Origin of the sequence: Pseudomonas taetrolens, from assembly GCF_900475285.1 — a bacterium.
Classification (GTDB): domain Bacteria; phylum Pseudomonadota; class Gammaproteobacteria; order Pseudomonadales; family Pseudomonadaceae; genus Aquipseudomonas; species Aquipseudomonas taetrolens.
Genome location: NZ_LS483370.1, coordinates 545,622 through 562,948, shown reverse-complemented (window position 1 = coordinate 562,948; position 17,327 = coordinate 545,622). Strand labels below are relative to the sequence as shown.

Below are 17,327 nucleotides of genomic sequence, written 5' to 3'. Positions count from 1 at the left end.
ATCCCATTGCAGGCGATATTTTTTCTCCATGACCCAAGCACTGATCGAACTCAGCGACCTGAGTTTCAGCTGGCCGGGACATCCCGTGCTGCTGGATATTCCAGCATTTCGCCTGGAAGCGGGCGAGACCCTGTTTCTCAAAGGCCCAAGCGGCAGCGGCAAAACTACATTGCTGGGGTTGCTCGGCGGCGTGCAAAAGGCCAACAGCGGCAGTATCCGTTTGCTGGGCCAGGAATTGAGTGAACTCGGCTCCGGGGCTCGCGATCGTTTTCGGGTCGATCACACAGGCTATATCTTCCAGCAATTCAATTTGCTGCCCTTCTTGTCGGTGCGCGAGAACGTTGAGTTGCCGTGTCACTTCTCCAAATTGCGCGCCAGCCGCGCGGTACAGCGTCATGGCAGCGTCGATAACGCCGCCCGGACGCTGCTGGCGCATCTGGGCCTGAAAGACCCGGCACTGCTGGGTCGCCGTGCCGATTCACTGTCCATCGGCCAACAGCAAAGGGTCGCGGCCGCCCGCGCCCTGATCGGTCAGCCCGAGCTGGTGATTGCCGACGAACCCACCTCGGCCCTCGATGCCGACGCGCGCGAAGCGTTTATCCAGTTGCTGTTCGCCGAATGCCGCGAGGCCGGTGCCAGCTTGCTGTTTGTCAGTCACGACCAAAGCCTGGCACCCCTTTTCGACCGTCACCTGTCGTTGTCTGAACTCAATCGTGCCGCTCTGTCGGCTGAGGTCTGAGATGTATTTGTTTCGTCTAGCCCTGGCCAGCCTGGCTAACCGCCGTTTTACCGCAGTGCTGACGGCGTTCGCCATTGCCCTGTCGGTGTGCCTGCTGCTGGCGGTCGAACGTGTGCGCACCGAAGCCCGCGCCAGCTTTGCCAGTACCATCAGCGGCACCGACCTGATCGTCGGCGCACGTTCGGGGTCGGTCAATCTGTTGTTGTATTCGGTGTTTCGCATCGGCAATGCCACCAACAATATTCGCTGGGACAGCTTTGAGCACTTCGCCCACAACCCGAAAGTGAAATGGGCCATTCCCATGTCTCTCGGCGACTCCCATCGCGGTTATCGGGTGATGGGCACCAGCGAAGCGTATTTCGAGCACTACCAATACGGTCATCGACAACACTTGCAACTGGCCGACGGTCGCGCGTTTGTCAGTGATCCGTTTGAGGTGGTACTCGGTGCCGAAGTGGCTGACGCACTGCATTACAAACTGGGCGACAAACTGGTGCTGGCTCACGGCGTAGCCGCCGTCAGCCTGGTCAAGCATGACGACAAACCCTTTACCGTCGTGGGTATTCTCAAGCGCACCGGGACTCCGGTGGATCGCACGCTGCACATCAGCCTCGGCGGTATGGAGGCGATCCATATCGACTGGAAAAACGGCGTTCCTGCCCGTGGTGCGGGGCGCATCAGCGCCGATCAAGCGCGCAACCTTGACCTCACCCCACAGGCCATCACCGCATTCATGCTGGGCCTGAACAGCAAGATCTCGACCTTTGCCCTGCAACGGGAAATCAATGAGTTTCGCGGCGAGCCAATGATGGCGATCTTGCCCGGCGTCGCATTGCAGGAACTCTGGAGTTTGATGAGCACCGCTGAAAAGGCGCTGTTTGTCGTGTCACTGTTCGTCGTACTGACCGGGTTGATCGGCATGCTTACTGCCATTCTGACCAGCTTGAATGAACGCCGACGCGAGATGGCGATTCTGCGCTCGGTCGGCGCCCGCCCCTGGCATATTGCAACCCTGCTGGTGTTCGAAGCCCTGGCGCTGGCATTGGCGGGCGTCGTTGCCGGCGTCGGGTTGTTGTATGTGTGTATCGCTGTGGCCCAAGGTTACGTGCAAGCAAATTACGGGCTCTATTTGCCCTTGGCGTGGCCAAGTGAATATGAATGGACGCTGCTCGGCGGTATTCTGGCGGCCGCCCTGCTAATGGGCTGCGTGCCCGCATGGCGCGCTTACCGGCAATCGCTGGCCGATGGCCTGTCCATTCGTTTATGAGCATCGGTTTATGAAAAGCACGTCGATATCGCGCCTGTTGCTGGCGCTACTGCTACTGGTTGCCATGCCCCTGTGGGCGGCCCAGCCGAGAGAGCTGACATGGTCAGAGATGGTGCCGCCGGACGCGCCCTCTGAAGCCCCCGACATGGCTCCGATGCACGACCTGTCTCAGTTGGGCAACCTTGACCCGGAAGCGGCCCCCGCTGCCAGGCAAGGTATGCCCAATGCGCCGGTTGTCCCTGCGCTGGACGGTCAGGTGATTCGTTTGCCGGGGTATATCGTACCGCTTGAAGTGAACGAAGAAGGTCGCACTACGGACTTCCTGCTGGTGCCGTACTTTGGCGCCTGCATCCACGTGCCGCCCCCGCCGTCGAACCAGATCGTGCACGTAACCAGCAAGGAAGGGGTCAAGCTCGACGAGTTATACCAACCCTACTGGATCGTAGGCGCGATGCAGGTCAAGCCGAGCACCAGCGATCTGGCCGATGCGGGCTATCAGATGGATGCCCAGAAGATCCTGGTCTACGAATTACCCGAGTAGTTAAAAGCCCATGACACGCTCCCTCCGGCCTGGCGCTGGCGGGTGCGGGTGCGGGTGTCAATTAACGAATTTTTCACAACTTCACATTTTCATTGAGCTGGGTCAACTGAGCGAGGCCCCGTGCTCATTACCATTGGTTATAACTTTTAAATATCCCAATGGAGCCCTCCATGCACAAGTCTTTGCTCAGTGCCGCGATCCTGGCGCTCGCCGTCGCCCCGCTTGCCCACGCGCACACTGAAGGCGACATCATCGTCCGCGCCGGTGCAATTACGGTAAACCCGAAAGCCGACAGCTCCAGCGTCAAGGTTGATCGCGGTCCGTTGGCGGGCGCCGATTTGGGCGGCAAGGCGACCATGAGCAGCGACACCCAGCTGGGCCTCAACTTTGCGTACATGATCACCGACAACATCGGGATCGAGCTGCTGGCTGCGACGCCGTTCGAGCATGACGTCAAACTCAAAGGCACCGGCCTGGCCGCGGCCAACGGCAAGCTCGGTACTCTCAAGCACCTGCCACCGACCCTGAGCGTCGTCTATTACCCACTGGACTCCAAATCGGTGTTCCAGCCTTACGTGGGTGCCGGCATCAACTACACCTGGATCTATGACGAGCACGTGGGCAGCCGCGCCAGCGCTGAAGGCTTCGACAACTTCCGGGCGAAAAACTCGTGGGGCATGGCTTGGCAGTTGGGCGCGGACTACATGCTGACTGACAACATCATGATCAACGCCCAGGCCCGTTATATCGACATCGATACCCGAGCCTATGTGGATAACAACGCCGTCGCCGGTGGCACCCGGGCCAAGGTCAACGTTGACGTGGATCCGTGGGTTTACATGGTAGGTCTGGGCTACAAGTTCTAAATCAGACACCTAAAAAAGGCGCCTCGAAAGGCGCCTTTTTTGTGGGTTGCGTATTAACGACCGAGCAAACGCGCCAGGCCTTCGCTCATCGGCGTGGTTTGGCCGAGACTGAAGCGTTGCAACAGGCGGCTATTGTCGGCACGCGAATGACGGATATCACCCGGACGGGCCGGCACGTAGCTGATCACCGGCAACTGGCCAACGACTTCACGCAGAGCTTCGAGCATATGCTTGAGGCTGGTGGCCTTGTTCAACCCAACGTTTATTGCACCCTCTTCAACATCCGGGGCCTCGATGGCCTGCAACAGGATCTTCACCAGATCACCGACGTATACGAAGTCGCGGGTTTGCTCACCATCGCCAAAGATGGTGATGGGCAGGCCCTTTTCTACACGCTCGCTAAAGATGCTGATGACACCTGAGTACGGAGAAGAAGGATCCTGCCGTGGGCCATAAATGTTGAAGAAGCGGAAAATGATCGGCTCAAGACCGTGTTGCCGGCGGTAGAAATCCAGGTAGTACTCACTGGACAGTTTGTCTGACGCGTAAGGTGTCAGCGGCGCCTTGGGGGTGTCTTCAACAATCGACTCGCCTTCCCCGTTGTTACCGTAAACCGCGGCACTGGAGGCAAATACAACCCGCTTGATGCCCGCTTTACGCATGGCTTCGCAAACATTCAAAGTGCCGATAAAGTTGCTTTGATGAGTGCGTACCGGGTCGTCCACCGACGCCTGCACCGAGGCTACAGCCGCCAGATGAACCACTGCACTGCAGCCATCCATCACCTTGGCCACCAGCGCTGCATCCGCCACGTCACCTTCAATCAGTTCGAGCTTCGGGTTGTCCATTGGCAAGTTGCTGCGCTTGCCGGTCGACATGTCGTCGAGGATCCGTACGGCATATCCTTTGGCCAGCAGGACATCCACGAGGTTGGACCCAATGAAGCCGGCGCCGCCAGTGATTAAAACGGGTGCATCAACCATGACGATAAAACCTGTCCAGTAATGTCGGAAGTGCTGCGCGCCAGGCGCGAGGCTTGATCCCGAACGTGTGTAGAATTTTTTTGCACGCCAGTACGGCATGCTGAGGCTCTTCGGCGGCATCCGGGCGTGCGGCATGGGCCTGGGGCGTCGGCGCTTCGATGGCCAGCGGGTGCAGATGGCGAGCTTCGCTGAGAATCGCTTGTCCCAGCGCCAGTGGCGTGGTCGCCTCATGCCCGGCGTAGTGATAAGTACCCCAGAGCGGTGCTGCACAGTCCAGTTGCTTGAGGACCGAGATGATAACGCGGGCCGCATCATCGACGGGCGTCGGGTTACCCCGACGGTCATCCGCCATCAACAACTCTTCAGGTTTTTCTGCCTGGGCCAGAAAACGGCCCAGAGTGCCTTCGGCGCTGTCGTCGAGTAACCAGCCGAAACGCAGCAGGACGTGTTGCGGGCAAATGGCGCGTACACTTTGCTCGATGCGCCATAACGCCTGACCGCGTAGCCCCAGCGGAACAGGTTCGTCCTTTTCACTGTAGGCCGTCGCACGCGAGCCATCGAAAACGCGATAGCTGGAAGGCTGCAGCAAAATCATGTTGTGGTGCTGGCACAGCTCTGCCAAACGCTCGACAGCACGCTCCTGACCAGCAAGACGGTTCTCGCTCACCGCCTGCGCCTGAAACCAGTCGAAGTAGTAAGCAAGGTTGATAACGGCATCCGGACGGGTGTCATCCAGCAGTTGCGTCAGGCTCGCAGCGTCCCAACCGTCTTGCGGCGGACGCGGGGCCAGGAAGTTGATGTCTTCCTCGGCACCGAGACGAATCAGCGCCTGCCCGAGAGCATTTCCGCCGCCCAATAACATAAGGCGCATTCGCATAGAGTGTGCAGGCTCAGTCTATTCAGAACGGTGATATATACCAGAAACCAACCGTGCAAACTGTTGGTCATGTTTATGACCCACGTATTTTGCGGGTTTATCTGCCTGTCGTCACTGACAAACTGTGTCCCGAGTCATTGGCCATCATTGTGACTGTGGCGGGATGTCGGTCAGTAACACCGCAGGCTGCTGCTTGACCGTGGCCGATTCAGCGCGGCCTTCGGTCTCTCGCACCGGCATGAGAAAGCCCTGTGGATAATGTTGTGCAAAGTGTACATCCGCGGACTTATCCACAAGCTTTTTAAGTCGGGCGTTGAAGGCACGGCTGATGGTGTTCTGAGCACCGGAGACCGTACGAAACTGCGCGGTAATCACCACCCCGTCCAGGCTCATGCTATCGACCCCAAAAATGGTCAGTGAACCTTGCAGGCTAAGACTGAGCAAAGGGTCATCACTGATCTGCTGACCAGCCTCGCGGATCACCTCAGTGGCTTTGTCCATATCGGAGTCATAGGTGAACTGCACCGAAAAGAAGGCGTACGCAAATTGACGGGAATGGTTAATGACCACCTTGATCTGACCAAACGGAACCGAGTGCACAAAGCCGCGAGAATCGCGCAGACGCAAGGTGCGAATGGTCAGTCCCTCGACGGTGCCAGAATGATTGGAGTCCACCACCACCCAGTCGCCGACCGAAATGGTGTCTTCAATAATAATGAACAGCCCCGTGATCACGTCTTGTACCAACTGCTGAGAACCAAAGCCGATTGCCAGCCCGATCACCCCGGCACCGGCAAGAAAGGGCGCGACGTTGACCCCCAGATTGGCCATGGTAGTGATGGTACACACCACCACCAGAATCACTTTGATCGCGTTGCGCAACAACGGCAGGATGGTCTTGGTGCGGGTGCTTGGCTCCCGGCTCCCCCGTCGGTTAACGGTAGGCTGCAAGGCCTGCTGGATCGCGGTATCGAGCACCACCCAGGCCAGCCACGTCACCAACAAAATCAATAAAATATGCCCCAGTGAATCGCTGATGACCTTACCCGTACTGCTGTCTGAAGCAAATGCCAACAGGGAAAAACCCCAGATCTGTACCAGCAGCTCGATAAAGGTCACGGCCAGGACAATCCGCAGAACGGCATACATCACATTAAGCAAACGCACTTTATACGCACCGCTGCTTCGAGGGGCGGTCCTGAACCAATGGTGCAGCGTGGTACTTAAAAACACGGTGCCAATCAGCAAGCCCGAAGTCATCAAGGCGTTGCGCAAGGTTCGCTCGCTGCTTTCGCCCACCCCCAGCAGGTTGAACGCCGACACCAGCAGCATCAGCAGAATGGGCCAATACCACAGCACTGAAAAGATCCGCAGGGACTCTTGAAGCGCCGGCTGCCCCAAACGCTGTGCCAATGCCCGATTGCGAATCAGGTGCGCCACCGGACGCCGCAACCTGACCACCAAATGAGCAAATGCGATACACGCAATCAGTCCTGCCACAACCGACAAGCAACTGGCGAGATTGACACCTATTTGCCAGGCTATTTTCAGGCTGTTAAGCGCATCACTCAGGGCCGCGGAAAAACCGATTACAAACAAAGAGCGCGGAGCCGTCCGGCGAATGATATCCACCGCGCGGCGCTTGTGCCCGACATCGAACATTGCATTCATGGTCAGCACCAGCGCCGCGCAGAAAACCCCACCACTGCTGGCATACGCGAGACTGAGCGCCAGCGAGACACCCATTGAGTCCTGTAAAAAACGACTGACAGACAACGTCAATGGCAAAGCGATCATCGCCGGAAACAGATACGGCAGCGCATAGCCCAGCAGGGACTTCACCCGTACCTTGTTTTGAGTCACGCGACGGCTACACACATAGTTGAGCACCAACCGTGCGAGCAGCATTAATCCTATGAAAGCGGCAAACCAGGTGACGGATACAATGAGGAAATCGGCGGCCGCATTCCAGGAGGGATGTTCATAGGCCTGCTCGGCGAGCACTTCAGCCTCTTCCCCTGCCCGTGCTGCACGCAAGCGCCAGCCATCCAGCAGGTGCATGCTCAAACCCAACCGCCCCTGGACTTCATCCATTCCAGCACCCAGTGCCCCAAGCAACCCACCGTTGACCAGCACAGGCGGCTTGCCATCGACTTCTTCGGCCTTGATCACGGAAGCCAGCGTGGGTGCCGCCTGAAGGATGCCATTCCCTGTGAGCAACAGGATGATGAGCAAAATAGCTGTTTTGAATTTAAACAAAACCGGTGGTCCCTCTTGGGCATCGCTGAACTGAATGAAAGTGGACAACCACGCCGCTTTTCAGCCCGATCGTCCTGTTTCTTGAGTTACAGCGTAGCCAACTGTCGGAGGGAGTCCGTAACTTCGTTCAGAAACCGGCTCATGACACATGACAATGCCTGTCCTGAGCCAACATATGCCCAAAGGGCTCGCCCGGATTTGATCAGGAGGTCAATGATGCACCCAGCGCCTCCAGCAACACGCTGACCTTGGGTTGCGACTGCCGACGCTTGAGCCAGACCAAATTCAGCGGCGAGCCGTCGGTGGCCAGATGCGGCAAGACTTCCACCAGCGTGCCCGCCTCCAGCGCTTGTTTGATCAGCCAGGTCGGAAGTTGCGCAATGCCCTGCCCGGCCAGGACAGCTGCCGCCTGACCTTCGCCGTCCCCAACGGCAATACGTGCAGGCAGAACGCGACGCTCGGTACCGCCCCCATGAGTACCGGCAAAGTGCCAAGGGTTGACCATGCCATCACCACGGGCGTACACCACGCAACTGTGGTGTTCCAGATCATGCTCAGTCCGGGGCTCACCGTGCTTCATCAAATAGTGTGGCGAGGCACAAAAAACCAGGCGCTCCGTCCCCAGGTAACGCCGCCCCAGGGCATCCGGCCAAATATCCGACCCACCAATGCGCACGACAATATCGATATCTTCTTCGACAGGATCAACGAAGCGGTCAGAGAACGAGATATGGGGAAGCAGCAATGCATGGTCTGCAACGCATCGCAAAATAACGCCCAGCGCATGCAGGCGACCGTAGGCTGCTGGCAAGTCGATGCGCACGCGCCCCATGGGCTCGGTATTCTGGGCATGGAGGGCCATTTCTGCCTCCTCCAACTCTCCCAGCACGTTGGTACAGGTCCGGTAAAACCTGACCCCGGCATCGGTCAGCGAGAGCCTGCGGGTGGTCCGATTGAACAGTCGAATGTCGAGTCGCGCCTCCAATCTAGCAATGCCTTTGCTGATGGCTGAACCGGTCAAGTTCAGACGCTCGGCTGCGGCCGTAAAACTGCCTGTTTCTGCAACACAGACAAATACATCAATGCCTTTCAGGCGTTCGGAAGAGAACATGGCAGCGCACCATTAGCGATTTGAATTCACATCATTGCGTAGTTTATAGCCTCAATATGAACTTACTTCTCTAATAAACTGACGCTCTGATTTTTTCATAGAGCAACACACATGCCCTCTTCATCATTGACCGCCCCAGTAGTCGGTAGCGCCACCCGATCACAAACGGGCCTGCAAATCACCATCATGGCCATAGCCGCATTCGTGATTGTGACCACTGAATTTTTGATCATCGGTCTACTGCCCGCGCTGGCCAAAGACCTGGGTGTCTCCATCGCCATGGCGGGACAACTGGTGACGCTGTTCGCCTTCACTGTGATGCTGTTCGGTCCTATCCTGACCGCCCGGCTTGCTCATATCGATCGCAGACAGCTGTTCACCTGCATCCTGCTGGTGTTCGCGGCATCCAATGTTCTGGCAGCCCTGGCGCCCAATATTTGGGTACTTGCACTCGCCCGTTTCATTCCAGCGCTACTGCTCCCGGTGTTTTGGGGCACCGCCAGCGAAACCGCCGGGCAACTGGCCGGTCCGGCACATGCCGGCAAAGCCGTTGCCAACGTTTATATGGGTATTTCCGCTGCGCTGGTGTTTGGTATCCCGCTTGGCACCCTGGCCGCGGACTCCGTTGGCTGGCGTGGGAGCTTCTGGATACTGGCCGCCCTGTGCTTGCTGATAGGCCTGTTGATCCGCCTCTTTATGCCAGCGCTGCCATCAGCTCCCCAACGCACTACGGGAGATAAGCAGACCGGCATTTTCAAAGACCCGCGCTTTCTGGCTCACGTTGCGCTTTCTACCTTGGCGTTCACCGCCATGTTCACCGCCTACACCTATTTGGCTGACACCTTGCAACGACTGGCGGGGATCGCGCCGGGTCAAGTCGGATGGTGGCTGATGGGCTTTGGTGCCGTGGGCATGCTAGGCAATCATTTCGGCGGGCGTCTGGTTGACCGGAGTCCGCTAGGCTCAACGGTGCTGTTTCTGGTCTTACTGGCCATCGGCATGCTGGCTGCCACGCCGCTGGCATCGCAACACGGATGGTTGATCGTGGCACTGATTGTGTGGGGTATCGCCTATACCGCACTGTTCCCGATTTGCCAGGTTCGGGTCATGCGCGCAGGTGCCAAGGCTCAGGCACTCGCGGCCACCATGAACATCTCAGCCGCCAATGCCGGGATCGGATTGGGCGCGATTCTGGGCGGACTGGGCATTCGTCACTTCGGGCTGGAATCATTGGGAATGATCTCGGCAGGCATCGCCGGCCTCGCAATCGTGGTCGCCCTGCTACTAATGCGCCGCACGTAAACCCGCACCCAACAAAAAGGCCCGTCGCTGAATCAGCGACGGGCCTTTTTTTGGTTGGGCATGCCGTTCGTAAACGGCAGCCTGACCTCATGTAACCTAGAACGGGATATCGTCATCGAAGCTGTCGAAATCCGGAGCAGGTTGTGCTGCCTGCTGTTGCGGCGCTGGACGCGACTCGCGCTGTGGCTGCTGTTGCGGCGCAGGGCGTTGAGCCTGCTGGCGCGGAGCGGATTGCTGGTAGTTATTACCACCGCCCTGGTTTTGTTGGTCGCCCTGTGGGCGGCCACCCAGCAGTTGCATGGTGCCTTGCATGTCGACCACGATTTCAGTGGTGTAACGCTTGATACCGTCTTTTTCCCACTCGCGGGTCTGCAGCTTGCCTTCGATGTAGACCTGCGAACCTTTACGCAGGTATTCACCCGCGATCTCAGCGACCTTGCCGAACATCGATACACGGTGCCATTCGGTTTTTTCGACTTTTTGACCGGTTTGCTTGTCAGTCCACTGTTCGCTGGTTGCCAGACTCAGGTTGGTCACGGCATTACCGTTAGGCAAGTAGCGAACTTCGGGATCCTGGCCGCATGTGCCGACCAATATAACTTTGTTAACCCCACGGGCCATAACGTTCTCCTAGGCTTCGCACGTCGGCGCTGGATTAACCAACTGCTCGAGTGTCGCGCGATCCAATAGTTCGGTGTCCAATTTGATATAAATGGCAGCCTCTTCGGCTACCACCACTGCATCTGTCACGCCAGCAACAGCCTTTAAACGTTCGGTCAGACCTGCTTCGCGAAGCGCCTCAGGCGATAACGGCAAACGCAGGCTTGTCACATACGGCGGTTCGCGCATGGTAACAGCAAAGACAAGCCAGAGTGCAGCCAGACCTGCGCATCCGAGGAACACAACCGACAGACCGCCATGCTGGAATAACCAGCCGCCGAGAATGCCGCCCAGTGCCGACCCCAGGAATTGACTGGTCGAATACACCCCCATCGCGGTGCCCTTGCCACCTGCCGGTGACACCTTGCTGATCAGCGAAGGCAACGATGCCTCCAGCAGGTTGAACGCCGTGAAAAACACCACGGTTCCGATCACCAGCGCTCGCAAACTATTGCCGAACTGCCAGAAGAATAGCTCAGTGAGCATCAACGTCACGACGGCGCCGAGTAAAACTCGTTTCATTTTGCGTTTCTTTTCGCCGTAGATGATGAACGGAATCATGGCGAAAAATGAAATCAGCAAGGCCGTGAGGTAGACCCACCAATGTTGCTCTTTGGGCAGGCCGGCTTTTTCGACCAACGCCAGCGGCAATGCGATGAAGCTCGACATCAACATGGCGTGCAACACAAAAATGCCCAGATCCAGACGCAGCAGGTCCGGGTGACGCAGGGTCGGCAGCAAGGCCTGCCTGGCTACGCCGGATTCACGATGCTGCAAGGTGCCGGTCGAGCGCGGCACCATGAACATGACGATCACAATCCCTGCCAGCGCCATCACACCCGTTGCCAAAAACAACCCCGACAAGCCAAAGGCCCGGGTCAGCAACGGCCCCACCACCATCGCGACAGCAAACGACAAACCAATGGTCATGCCGATCATGGCCATGGCCTTGGTGCGATGTTGTTCGCGGGTCAGGTCCGAGAGCAATGCCATCACCGCAGCAGAAATAGCACCGGCACCTTGCAGGATACGTCCGGCGATAACACCCCAGATCGAATCTGAATTCGCCGCCAGCACGCTACCCAACGCGAAGACGATCAATCCCAGATAGATCACGGGACGACGGCCAATACGGTCAGAGATAACCCCGAACGGAATCTGAAAAATAGCCTGAGTCAGGCCATAAGCGCCAATTGCCAAACCAATCAGGGCCGGCGTCGCTCCTGCCAGGTCCATTCCATAGGTCGCCAGTACCGGCAACACCATAAACATGCCCAGCATACGGAAGGCGAACACAAGGGCCAGACCGCTTGCTGCTCGGGTCTCGCTGCCACTCATGCGTTCGCTGTAGGGATCGTGCATGGAAAAACCTCATGTGAACCGGCGGCGATTCTACCAGTCCCATCGAGTAACAGCACACACACGAGGGATGCGCGACGCTTTGTCACGCAAAAGTTATAAAGGCCGATAATGACTACGTGCCATTAAGGACCTGCACAGCTTTCGCACAGATCCGTATACTCATTCGTTTATGTTATGCCCGCCAAGCGAGGCCGCAGTGGACAAGATCCTGATACGTGGGGCACGAACCCACAACTTGAAGAACATCGACCTGACCCTGCCACGGGACAAACTGATCGTCATCACCGGACTGTCTGGCTCCGGCAAATCATCCCTGGCGTTTGACACTTTATATGCCGAAGGCCAGCGCCGTTACGTTGAGTCGCTGTCGGCCTATGCGCGTCAGTTCCTGTCGATGATGGAAAAGCCCGACGTCGATACCATCGAAGGTCTTTCGCCCGCTATTTCCATCGAACAGAAATCCACTTCGCACAACCCCCGCTCCACTGTCGGCACCATTACCGAGATTTACGACTACCTGCGCCTGCTCTATGCACGCGTCGGCATTCCCCGCTGTCCAGATCACGACATTCCACTGGAAGCCCAGACTGTCAGCCAGATGGTCGACCTGGTGTTGGCCCAGCCCGAAGGCAGCAAGCTCATGCTGCTGGCACCGGTCATTCGCGAGCGCAAGGGCGAGCACCTTTCCGTGTTTGAAGAGTTGCGGGCTCAGGGCTTTGTACGGGCGCGGGTAAACGGCAAGCTGTGCGAGCTGGACGAGTTGCCCAAGCTCGACAAGCAGAAGAAGCACACCATCGATGTGGTGGTTGACCGCTTCAAGGTCCGTGCAGACCTGCAACAGCGTCTGGCGGAATCGTTCGAGACCGCGCTGAAGCTGGCTGACGGCATCGCCCTGGTTGCACCGATGGACGATGAGCCCGGCGAAGAGATGATCTTCTCCGCCCGCTTCGCCTGCCCGATCTGCGGACACGCAATCAGTGAGCTCGAACCCAAGCTGTTTTCCTTCAACAATCCGGCTGGCGCTTGTCCTACCTGTGATGGGTTGGGGGTTAAGCAGTTTTTTGATATCAAACGTCTGGTCAATGGCGAGCTGACCCTTGCCGAAGGCGCAATTCGCGGCTGGGACCGGCGCAACGTTTATTACTTCCAGATGCTCGGGGCGCTGGCCAAGCATTACGACTTCAGCCTCGAGGTGCCGTTCAGTGAACTGGCGGCCGACAAGCAAAAAGTCATTCTGTATGGCAGCGGCACCCAAAACGTTGATTTCCGCTACCTGAATGATCGCGGTGACATCGTGAAGCGCGCGCACCCCTTTGAAGGGATCGTGCCGAACCTTGAGCGCCGCTACCGCGAGACCGAATCAGCCACCGTACGTGAAGAACTGGCCAAGTTTCTCAGCACCCAGTCTTGCCCTGATTGCAGGGGCACGCGCCTGCGTCGCGAAGCCCGTCACGTGTGGGTGGGCGAGAAAACCTTGCCGGCCGTGACCAATCTGCCTATTGGTGATGCAACCGAATATTTCAGTACGCTGAGCCTGACCGGGCGTCGTGGCGAAATCGCCGACAAGATCCTTAAGGAAATTCGCGAACGCCTGCAGTTCCTGGTGAATGTGGGTCTCGACTATCTGTCACTGGATCGCAGCGCCGACACCCTGTCGGGCGGTGAAGCCCAGCGTATTCGCTTGGCCAGTCAGATCGGTGCTGGCCTGGTCGGTGTGTTGTATATCCTCGACGAGCCATCCATTGGCTTGCATCAACGTGATAACGACCGTCTGCTGGGAACACTCAAGCATCTGCGTGACATCGGTAACACCGTGATCGTGGTGGAGCACGATGAAGATGCCATTCGCTTGGCTGATTATGTAGTGGATATCGGCCCCGGGGCCGGGGTTCATGGTGGACACATTGTTGCTGAAGGCACACCCGCCGAGGTGATGGCACACCCTGACTCGTTAACCGGCAAATACCTGTCGGGCCGGGTGAAGATCGCCGTACCCGCCAAACGTACGCCGCGCAATAAAAAGCTGACGTTGTCGCTCAAGGGCGCCCGCGGTAACAACTTGCGCAATGTGGACCTGGAAATCCCGCTTGGGCTGCTGACCTGCGTGACCGGGGTTTCGGGCTCGGGCAAGTCGACACTGATCAACAACACCCTGTATCCGCTCAGCGCCACAGCCCTGAATGGTGCAACCACTCTTGAAGCGGCGGCTCACGACAGCATCAAAGGCCTGGAACATCTGGACAAAGTCGTGGATATCGACCAAAGCCCGATTGGTCGTACCCCTCGTTCCAACCCTGCGACTTACACCGGGCTGTTTACCCCGATTCGCGAATTGTTTGCCGGTGTACCGGAATCACGCTCCCGGGGCTACGGACCTGGCCGGTTCTCGTTCAACGTCAAGGGCGGCCGCTGTGAGGCGTGTCAGGGCGACGGTTTGATCAAGGTGGAAATGCACTTTTTGCCGGATATCTATGTGCCGTGCGATGTGTGCAAAAGCAAGCGCTACAACCGCGAAACCCTGGAGATCAAATACAAGGGCAAGAGCATCCACGAAACCCTCGAGATGACCATCGAGGAAGCCCGGGTGTTCTTCGATGCCGTACCGGCTCTGGCGCGTAAGCTGCAAACCCTGATGGATGTAGGTCTTTCCTATATCAAGCTGGGGCAGTCAGCCACGACGTTGTCAGGCGGTGAGGCGCAGCGAGTCAAGCTATCCCGCGAACTGTCCAAGCGCGATACAGGCAAGACGCTGTATATCCTCGATGAGCCTACGACAGGTCTGCACTTTGCCGACATACAGCAGTTGCTGGATGTACTGCATCGTCTGCGCGACCACGGCAACACCGTGGTGGTGATCGAGCACAACCTGGACGTGATCAAGACGGCTGACTGGCTGGTGGATCTGGGGCCTGAAGGCGGCTCTAAAGGCGGTCAGATCATTGCGGTCGGCACACCGGAAGAGGTTGCCGAAATGACGCAATCTCACACGGGCTTTTACTTGAAGCCCTTGCTGATACGCGACAGAGATTAAATCTGCGCATGAAAAAAAGCCCCTGTCATCTCTCGATGGCAGGGGCTTTTCTTTGCATTGACCAACCCTTTGCAGGTGCGCGCTTGCTCGCTATGCAAAGGGTACAATCACACTGGTTTTGATCGCGATCAGAACTGCGACTGCAGGTAGTTTTGCAGACCAATCGACTTGATCAATCCCAGCTGCTTTTCAAGCCAGTAGGTGTGATCTTCTTCTGTGTCTGCCAGCTGGATGCGCAGCATGTCGCGGCTCACGTAGTCCTTGTGCAGCTCACACAACGCAATCCCTTTGCACAGTGCGGCACGCACCTTGTACTCAAGCCGCAGGTCAGCAGCAAACATGTCCGGTACCGTTGTTCCCACGTCCAGATCATCCGGACGCATGCGCGGAGTGCCTTCGAGCATCAGAATCCGGCGCATCAACGCATCAGCGTGTTGTGCCTCTTCTTCCATTTCGTGGTTGATGCGTTCATACAACTTGGTAAAGCCCCAATCCTCGTACATACGGGAATGGACAAAATATTGGTCACGTGCAGCCAGCTCACCGGTGAGCAACGTGTTGAGATAATCGATTACGTCCGGGTGCCCTTGCATCGCCCCACATCTCCCTGCTTTAAAGTCTGTAGTTTGAACCAAGCCTGCGGAGAGGTCACGGTAAAATCGCAAGAAACACCCTGTTCTGACGAGAAAACAGGGCTAAAAAACGCAAAAACCGCCCAACTGCGGGCGGTTCTGCTTCTCACTTAGAGTTAGTTACGCTGTACACCCAACGCTTTTGCAACACCTTCGCCGTAAGCCGGGTCGGCATTGTAAAAATGCGGCAACTGACGCTGCACTACGTCGTCGGATACGCCCGCCATTGCACCGGCAATGTTGTTGATCAGCAGCGCTTTCTGCTCGTCGTTCATCAGACGGAACAGAGCCCCTGCATGGCTGTAGTAGTCCGTGTCTTCCCGGTGATCATAACGATCCGCCGAACCACTGAGAGCCAACGGCGGCTCAGCGTATTGCGGAGCCTGCTTGGGAGCATCGGCGTAGCTGTTCGGTTCATAGTTCGGCGCAGCGCCACCATTGTTACCAAAAGCCATTGCCCCATCACGCTGATAAGTGTGCACAGGTACTCGCGGAGCGTTGATTGGCAGGTGCTGGTGGTTGGTACCTACACGGTAGCGATGTGCATCGGCATAGGCGAACACACGGCCCTGGAGCATACGGTCAGGCGAGAGTCCAACACCCGGAATCATGTTACTTGGACCAAAAGCTGCCTGCTCCACTTCCGCAAAGTAGTTCAGCGGATTGCGGTTCAGTTCCAGTTCGCCAATTTCAATCAACGGAAACTCTTTTTGGGACCAGGTTTTGGTTACATCAAACGGGTTTTCGTAATGCGCTGCGGCTTGAGCTTCAGTCATGACTTGCATGCACACGCGCCACTTAGGGAAATCCCCGCGCTCAATGGCAGTAAACAGGTCACGCTGGGCGTAATCCGGGTCAGTACCTGCAAGGCGTGCAGCTTCAGCCGGTGGCAGGTTCTTGATGCCTTGCTTGGTCTTGTAGTGCCATTTGACCCAGTGACGCTCACCAGCCGCATTGATCAGGCTATAGGTATGACTACCGAACCCGTGCATGTGACGGTAGCCATCAGGAATGCCACGATCAGAGAACAGGATGGTGACCTGGTGCAGCGCTTCGGGGGAATGCGACCAGAAGTCCCACATCATTTGCGCACTTTTCAAATTGCTTTGAGGCAAACGCTTTTGGGTATGGATGAAGTCAGGAAACTTCAGAGGGTCGCGAATGAAGAACACCGGGGTGTTGTTACCCACAATGTCCCAGTTACCTTCTTCGGTATAAAACTTCAGCGCAAAGCCGCGCGGGTCGCGCTCAGTGTCGGCTGAACCACGTTCTCCGCCCACAGTCGAGAAGCGCAAAAAGGTGGGGGTTTGCTTACCGATCGTGTCGAACAGCTTGGCACTGCTGTACTGCGTCATGTCACGGGTCAGCGTGAATGTTCCATGGGCACCCGAACCTTTGGCATGTACACGACGCTCAGGAATGTTTTCGCGATTGAAATGAGCAAGCTTTTCGATCAGGTGAAAATCGTCGAGCAGCAACGGGCCACGAGGGCCAGCCGATCGGGAGTTCTGGTTATCAGCAACAGGGGCGCCGCTGGCGGTCGTAAGCGTTTTGGTCTGGCTCATGCTGGTCCTTCCTCAGTCAGTCTTGAAGCTGCCGGCTAATCGGCTGAAGAGGAGTATTGACCATGGAATCTACATCAGCAAATTCATTAAATGATGCATATCAATAGAAAAGAATAATTGAGCAGGCACAAA

Annotated in this window: 14 protein-coding genes; 6 read left to right on the top strand and 8 right to left on the bottom strand. The window is 57.2% G+C overall.

Features of this window, described 5'->3' with window-relative positions; all coding sequences use genetic code 11:
• Positions 1-28: 28 nt before the first annotated feature.
• From DQN55_RS02765 to DQN55_RS02750, 4 genes are all read left to right on the top strand, one after another.
• The gene (locus DQN55_RS02765) at positions 29-739 is read left to right on the top strand and encodes an ABC transporter ATP-binding protein (RefSeq protein ID WP_048378411.1); all 711 of its coding nucleotides are present in this window, start codon (positions 29-31) and stop codon (positions 737-739) included.
• A 1-nt stretch (position 740) separates the two neighbouring features.
• Positions 741-2,006 (top strand): ABC transporter permease, encoded by a 1,266-nt coding sequence (locus DQN55_RS02760; RefSeq protein ID WP_048378412.1) that lies wholly within the window; start codon positions 741-743, stop codon positions 2,004-2,006.
• A 10-nt stretch (positions 2,007-2,016) separates the two neighbouring features.
• Complete coding sequence (locus DQN55_RS02755) at positions 2,017-2,547, top strand: DUF3299 domain-containing protein (RefSeq protein WP_048378413.1); 531 nt, start codon at positions 2,017-2,019, stop codon at positions 2,545-2,547.
• 170 nt (positions 2,548-2,717) lie between these two features.
• The gene (locus DQN55_RS02750; RefSeq protein WP_048378414.1) at positions 2,718-3,413 is read left to right on the top strand and encodes an OmpW/AlkL family protein; all 696 of its coding nucleotides are present in this window, start codon (positions 2,718-2,720) and stop codon (positions 3,411-3,413) included.
• A 53-nt stretch (positions 3,414-3,466) separates the two neighbouring features.
• Here DQN55_RS02750 and DQN55_RS02745 read toward each other — a convergent pair whose 3' ends face one another.
• The 4 genes from DQN55_RS02745 to DQN55_RS02730 form a co-directional block, all read right to left on the bottom strand.
• Positions 3,467-4,396, bottom strand: coding sequence for an NAD-dependent epimerase/dehydratase family protein (locus DQN55_RS02745; protein ID WP_048378415.1), 930 nt, complete (start codon positions 4,394-4,396; stop codon positions 3,467-3,469).
• Positions 4,389-5,273 carry a sugar nucleotide-binding protein gene (locus DQN55_RS02740; RefSeq protein WP_048378416.1) on the bottom strand — a complete coding sequence of 295 codons (885 nt, stop codon included), beginning with the start codon at positions 5,271-5,273 and terminating at the stop codon, positions 4,389-4,391. Before DQN55_RS02740 ends, DQN55_RS02745 begins: the two co-directional genes overlap by 8 nt.
• A 144-nt stretch (positions 5,274-5,417) precedes the next feature.
• Positions 5,418-7,532, bottom strand: a complete 2,115-nt coding sequence (locus tag DQN55_RS02735) for a mechanosensitive ion channel family protein (RefSeq protein ID WP_048378469.1) — start codon at positions 7,530-7,532, stop codon at positions 5,418-5,420.
• 202 nt (positions 7,533-7,734) lie between these two features.
• The gene (locus DQN55_RS02730) at positions 7,735-8,643 is read right to left on the bottom strand and encodes a LysR family transcriptional regulator (RefSeq protein WP_048378417.1); all 909 of its coding nucleotides are present in this window, start codon (positions 8,641-8,643) and stop codon (positions 7,735-7,737) included.
• A 111-nt stretch (positions 8,644-8,754) separates the two neighbouring features.
• Between DQN55_RS02730 and DQN55_RS02725 the strand changes: the two genes are divergently transcribed.
• The gene (locus DQN55_RS02725; protein WP_048378418.1) at positions 8,755-9,945 is read left to right on the top strand and encodes an MFS transporter; all 1,191 of its coding nucleotides are present in this window, start codon (positions 8,755-8,757) and stop codon (positions 9,943-9,945) included.
• A gap of 96 nt (positions 9,946-10,041) precedes the next feature.
• Here DQN55_RS02725 and DQN55_RS02720 read toward each other — a convergent pair whose 3' ends face one another.
• Positions 10,042-10,566 (bottom strand): single-stranded DNA-binding protein, encoded by a 525-nt coding sequence (locus tag DQN55_RS02720; RefSeq protein WP_048378419.1) that lies wholly within the window; start codon positions 10,564-10,566, stop codon positions 10,042-10,044.
• A 9-nt stretch (positions 10,567-10,575) separates the two neighbouring features.
• Entirely contained in the window at positions 10,576-11,967 is a 1,392-nt protein-coding gene (locus DQN55_RS02715) for an MFS transporter (RefSeq protein WP_048378420.1), read from the bottom strand.
• Positions 11,968-12,163: 196 nt separating this feature from the next.
• Here DQN55_RS02715 and uvrA point away from each other — a divergent pair, with 196 nt between their 5' ends.
• The gene (gene uvrA, locus DQN55_RS02710) at positions 12,164-14,998 is read left to right on the top strand and encodes an excinuclease ABC subunit UvrA (RefSeq protein WP_048378421.1); all 2,835 of its coding nucleotides are present in this window, start codon (positions 12,164-12,166) and stop codon (positions 14,996-14,998) included.
• A 128-nt stretch (positions 14,999-15,126) separates the two neighbouring features.
• On the opposite strand, the gene bfr is transcribed toward uvrA, so the two are convergent.
• On the bottom strand, positions 15,127-15,591 hold the full coding sequence (bfr, locus tag DQN55_RS02705; RefSeq protein WP_048378422.1) for a bacterioferritin: 465 nt from the start codon (positions 15,589-15,591) through the stop codon (positions 15,127-15,129).
• Between the two features lie 155 nt (positions 15,592-15,746).
• Positions 15,747-17,195: a catalase gene (locus DQN55_RS02700; RefSeq protein WP_048378423.1), complete on the bottom strand. Its 1,449-nt coding sequence runs from the start codon at positions 17,193-17,195 to the stop codon at positions 15,747-15,749.
• Positions 17,196-17,327 lie beyond the last annotated feature (132 nt).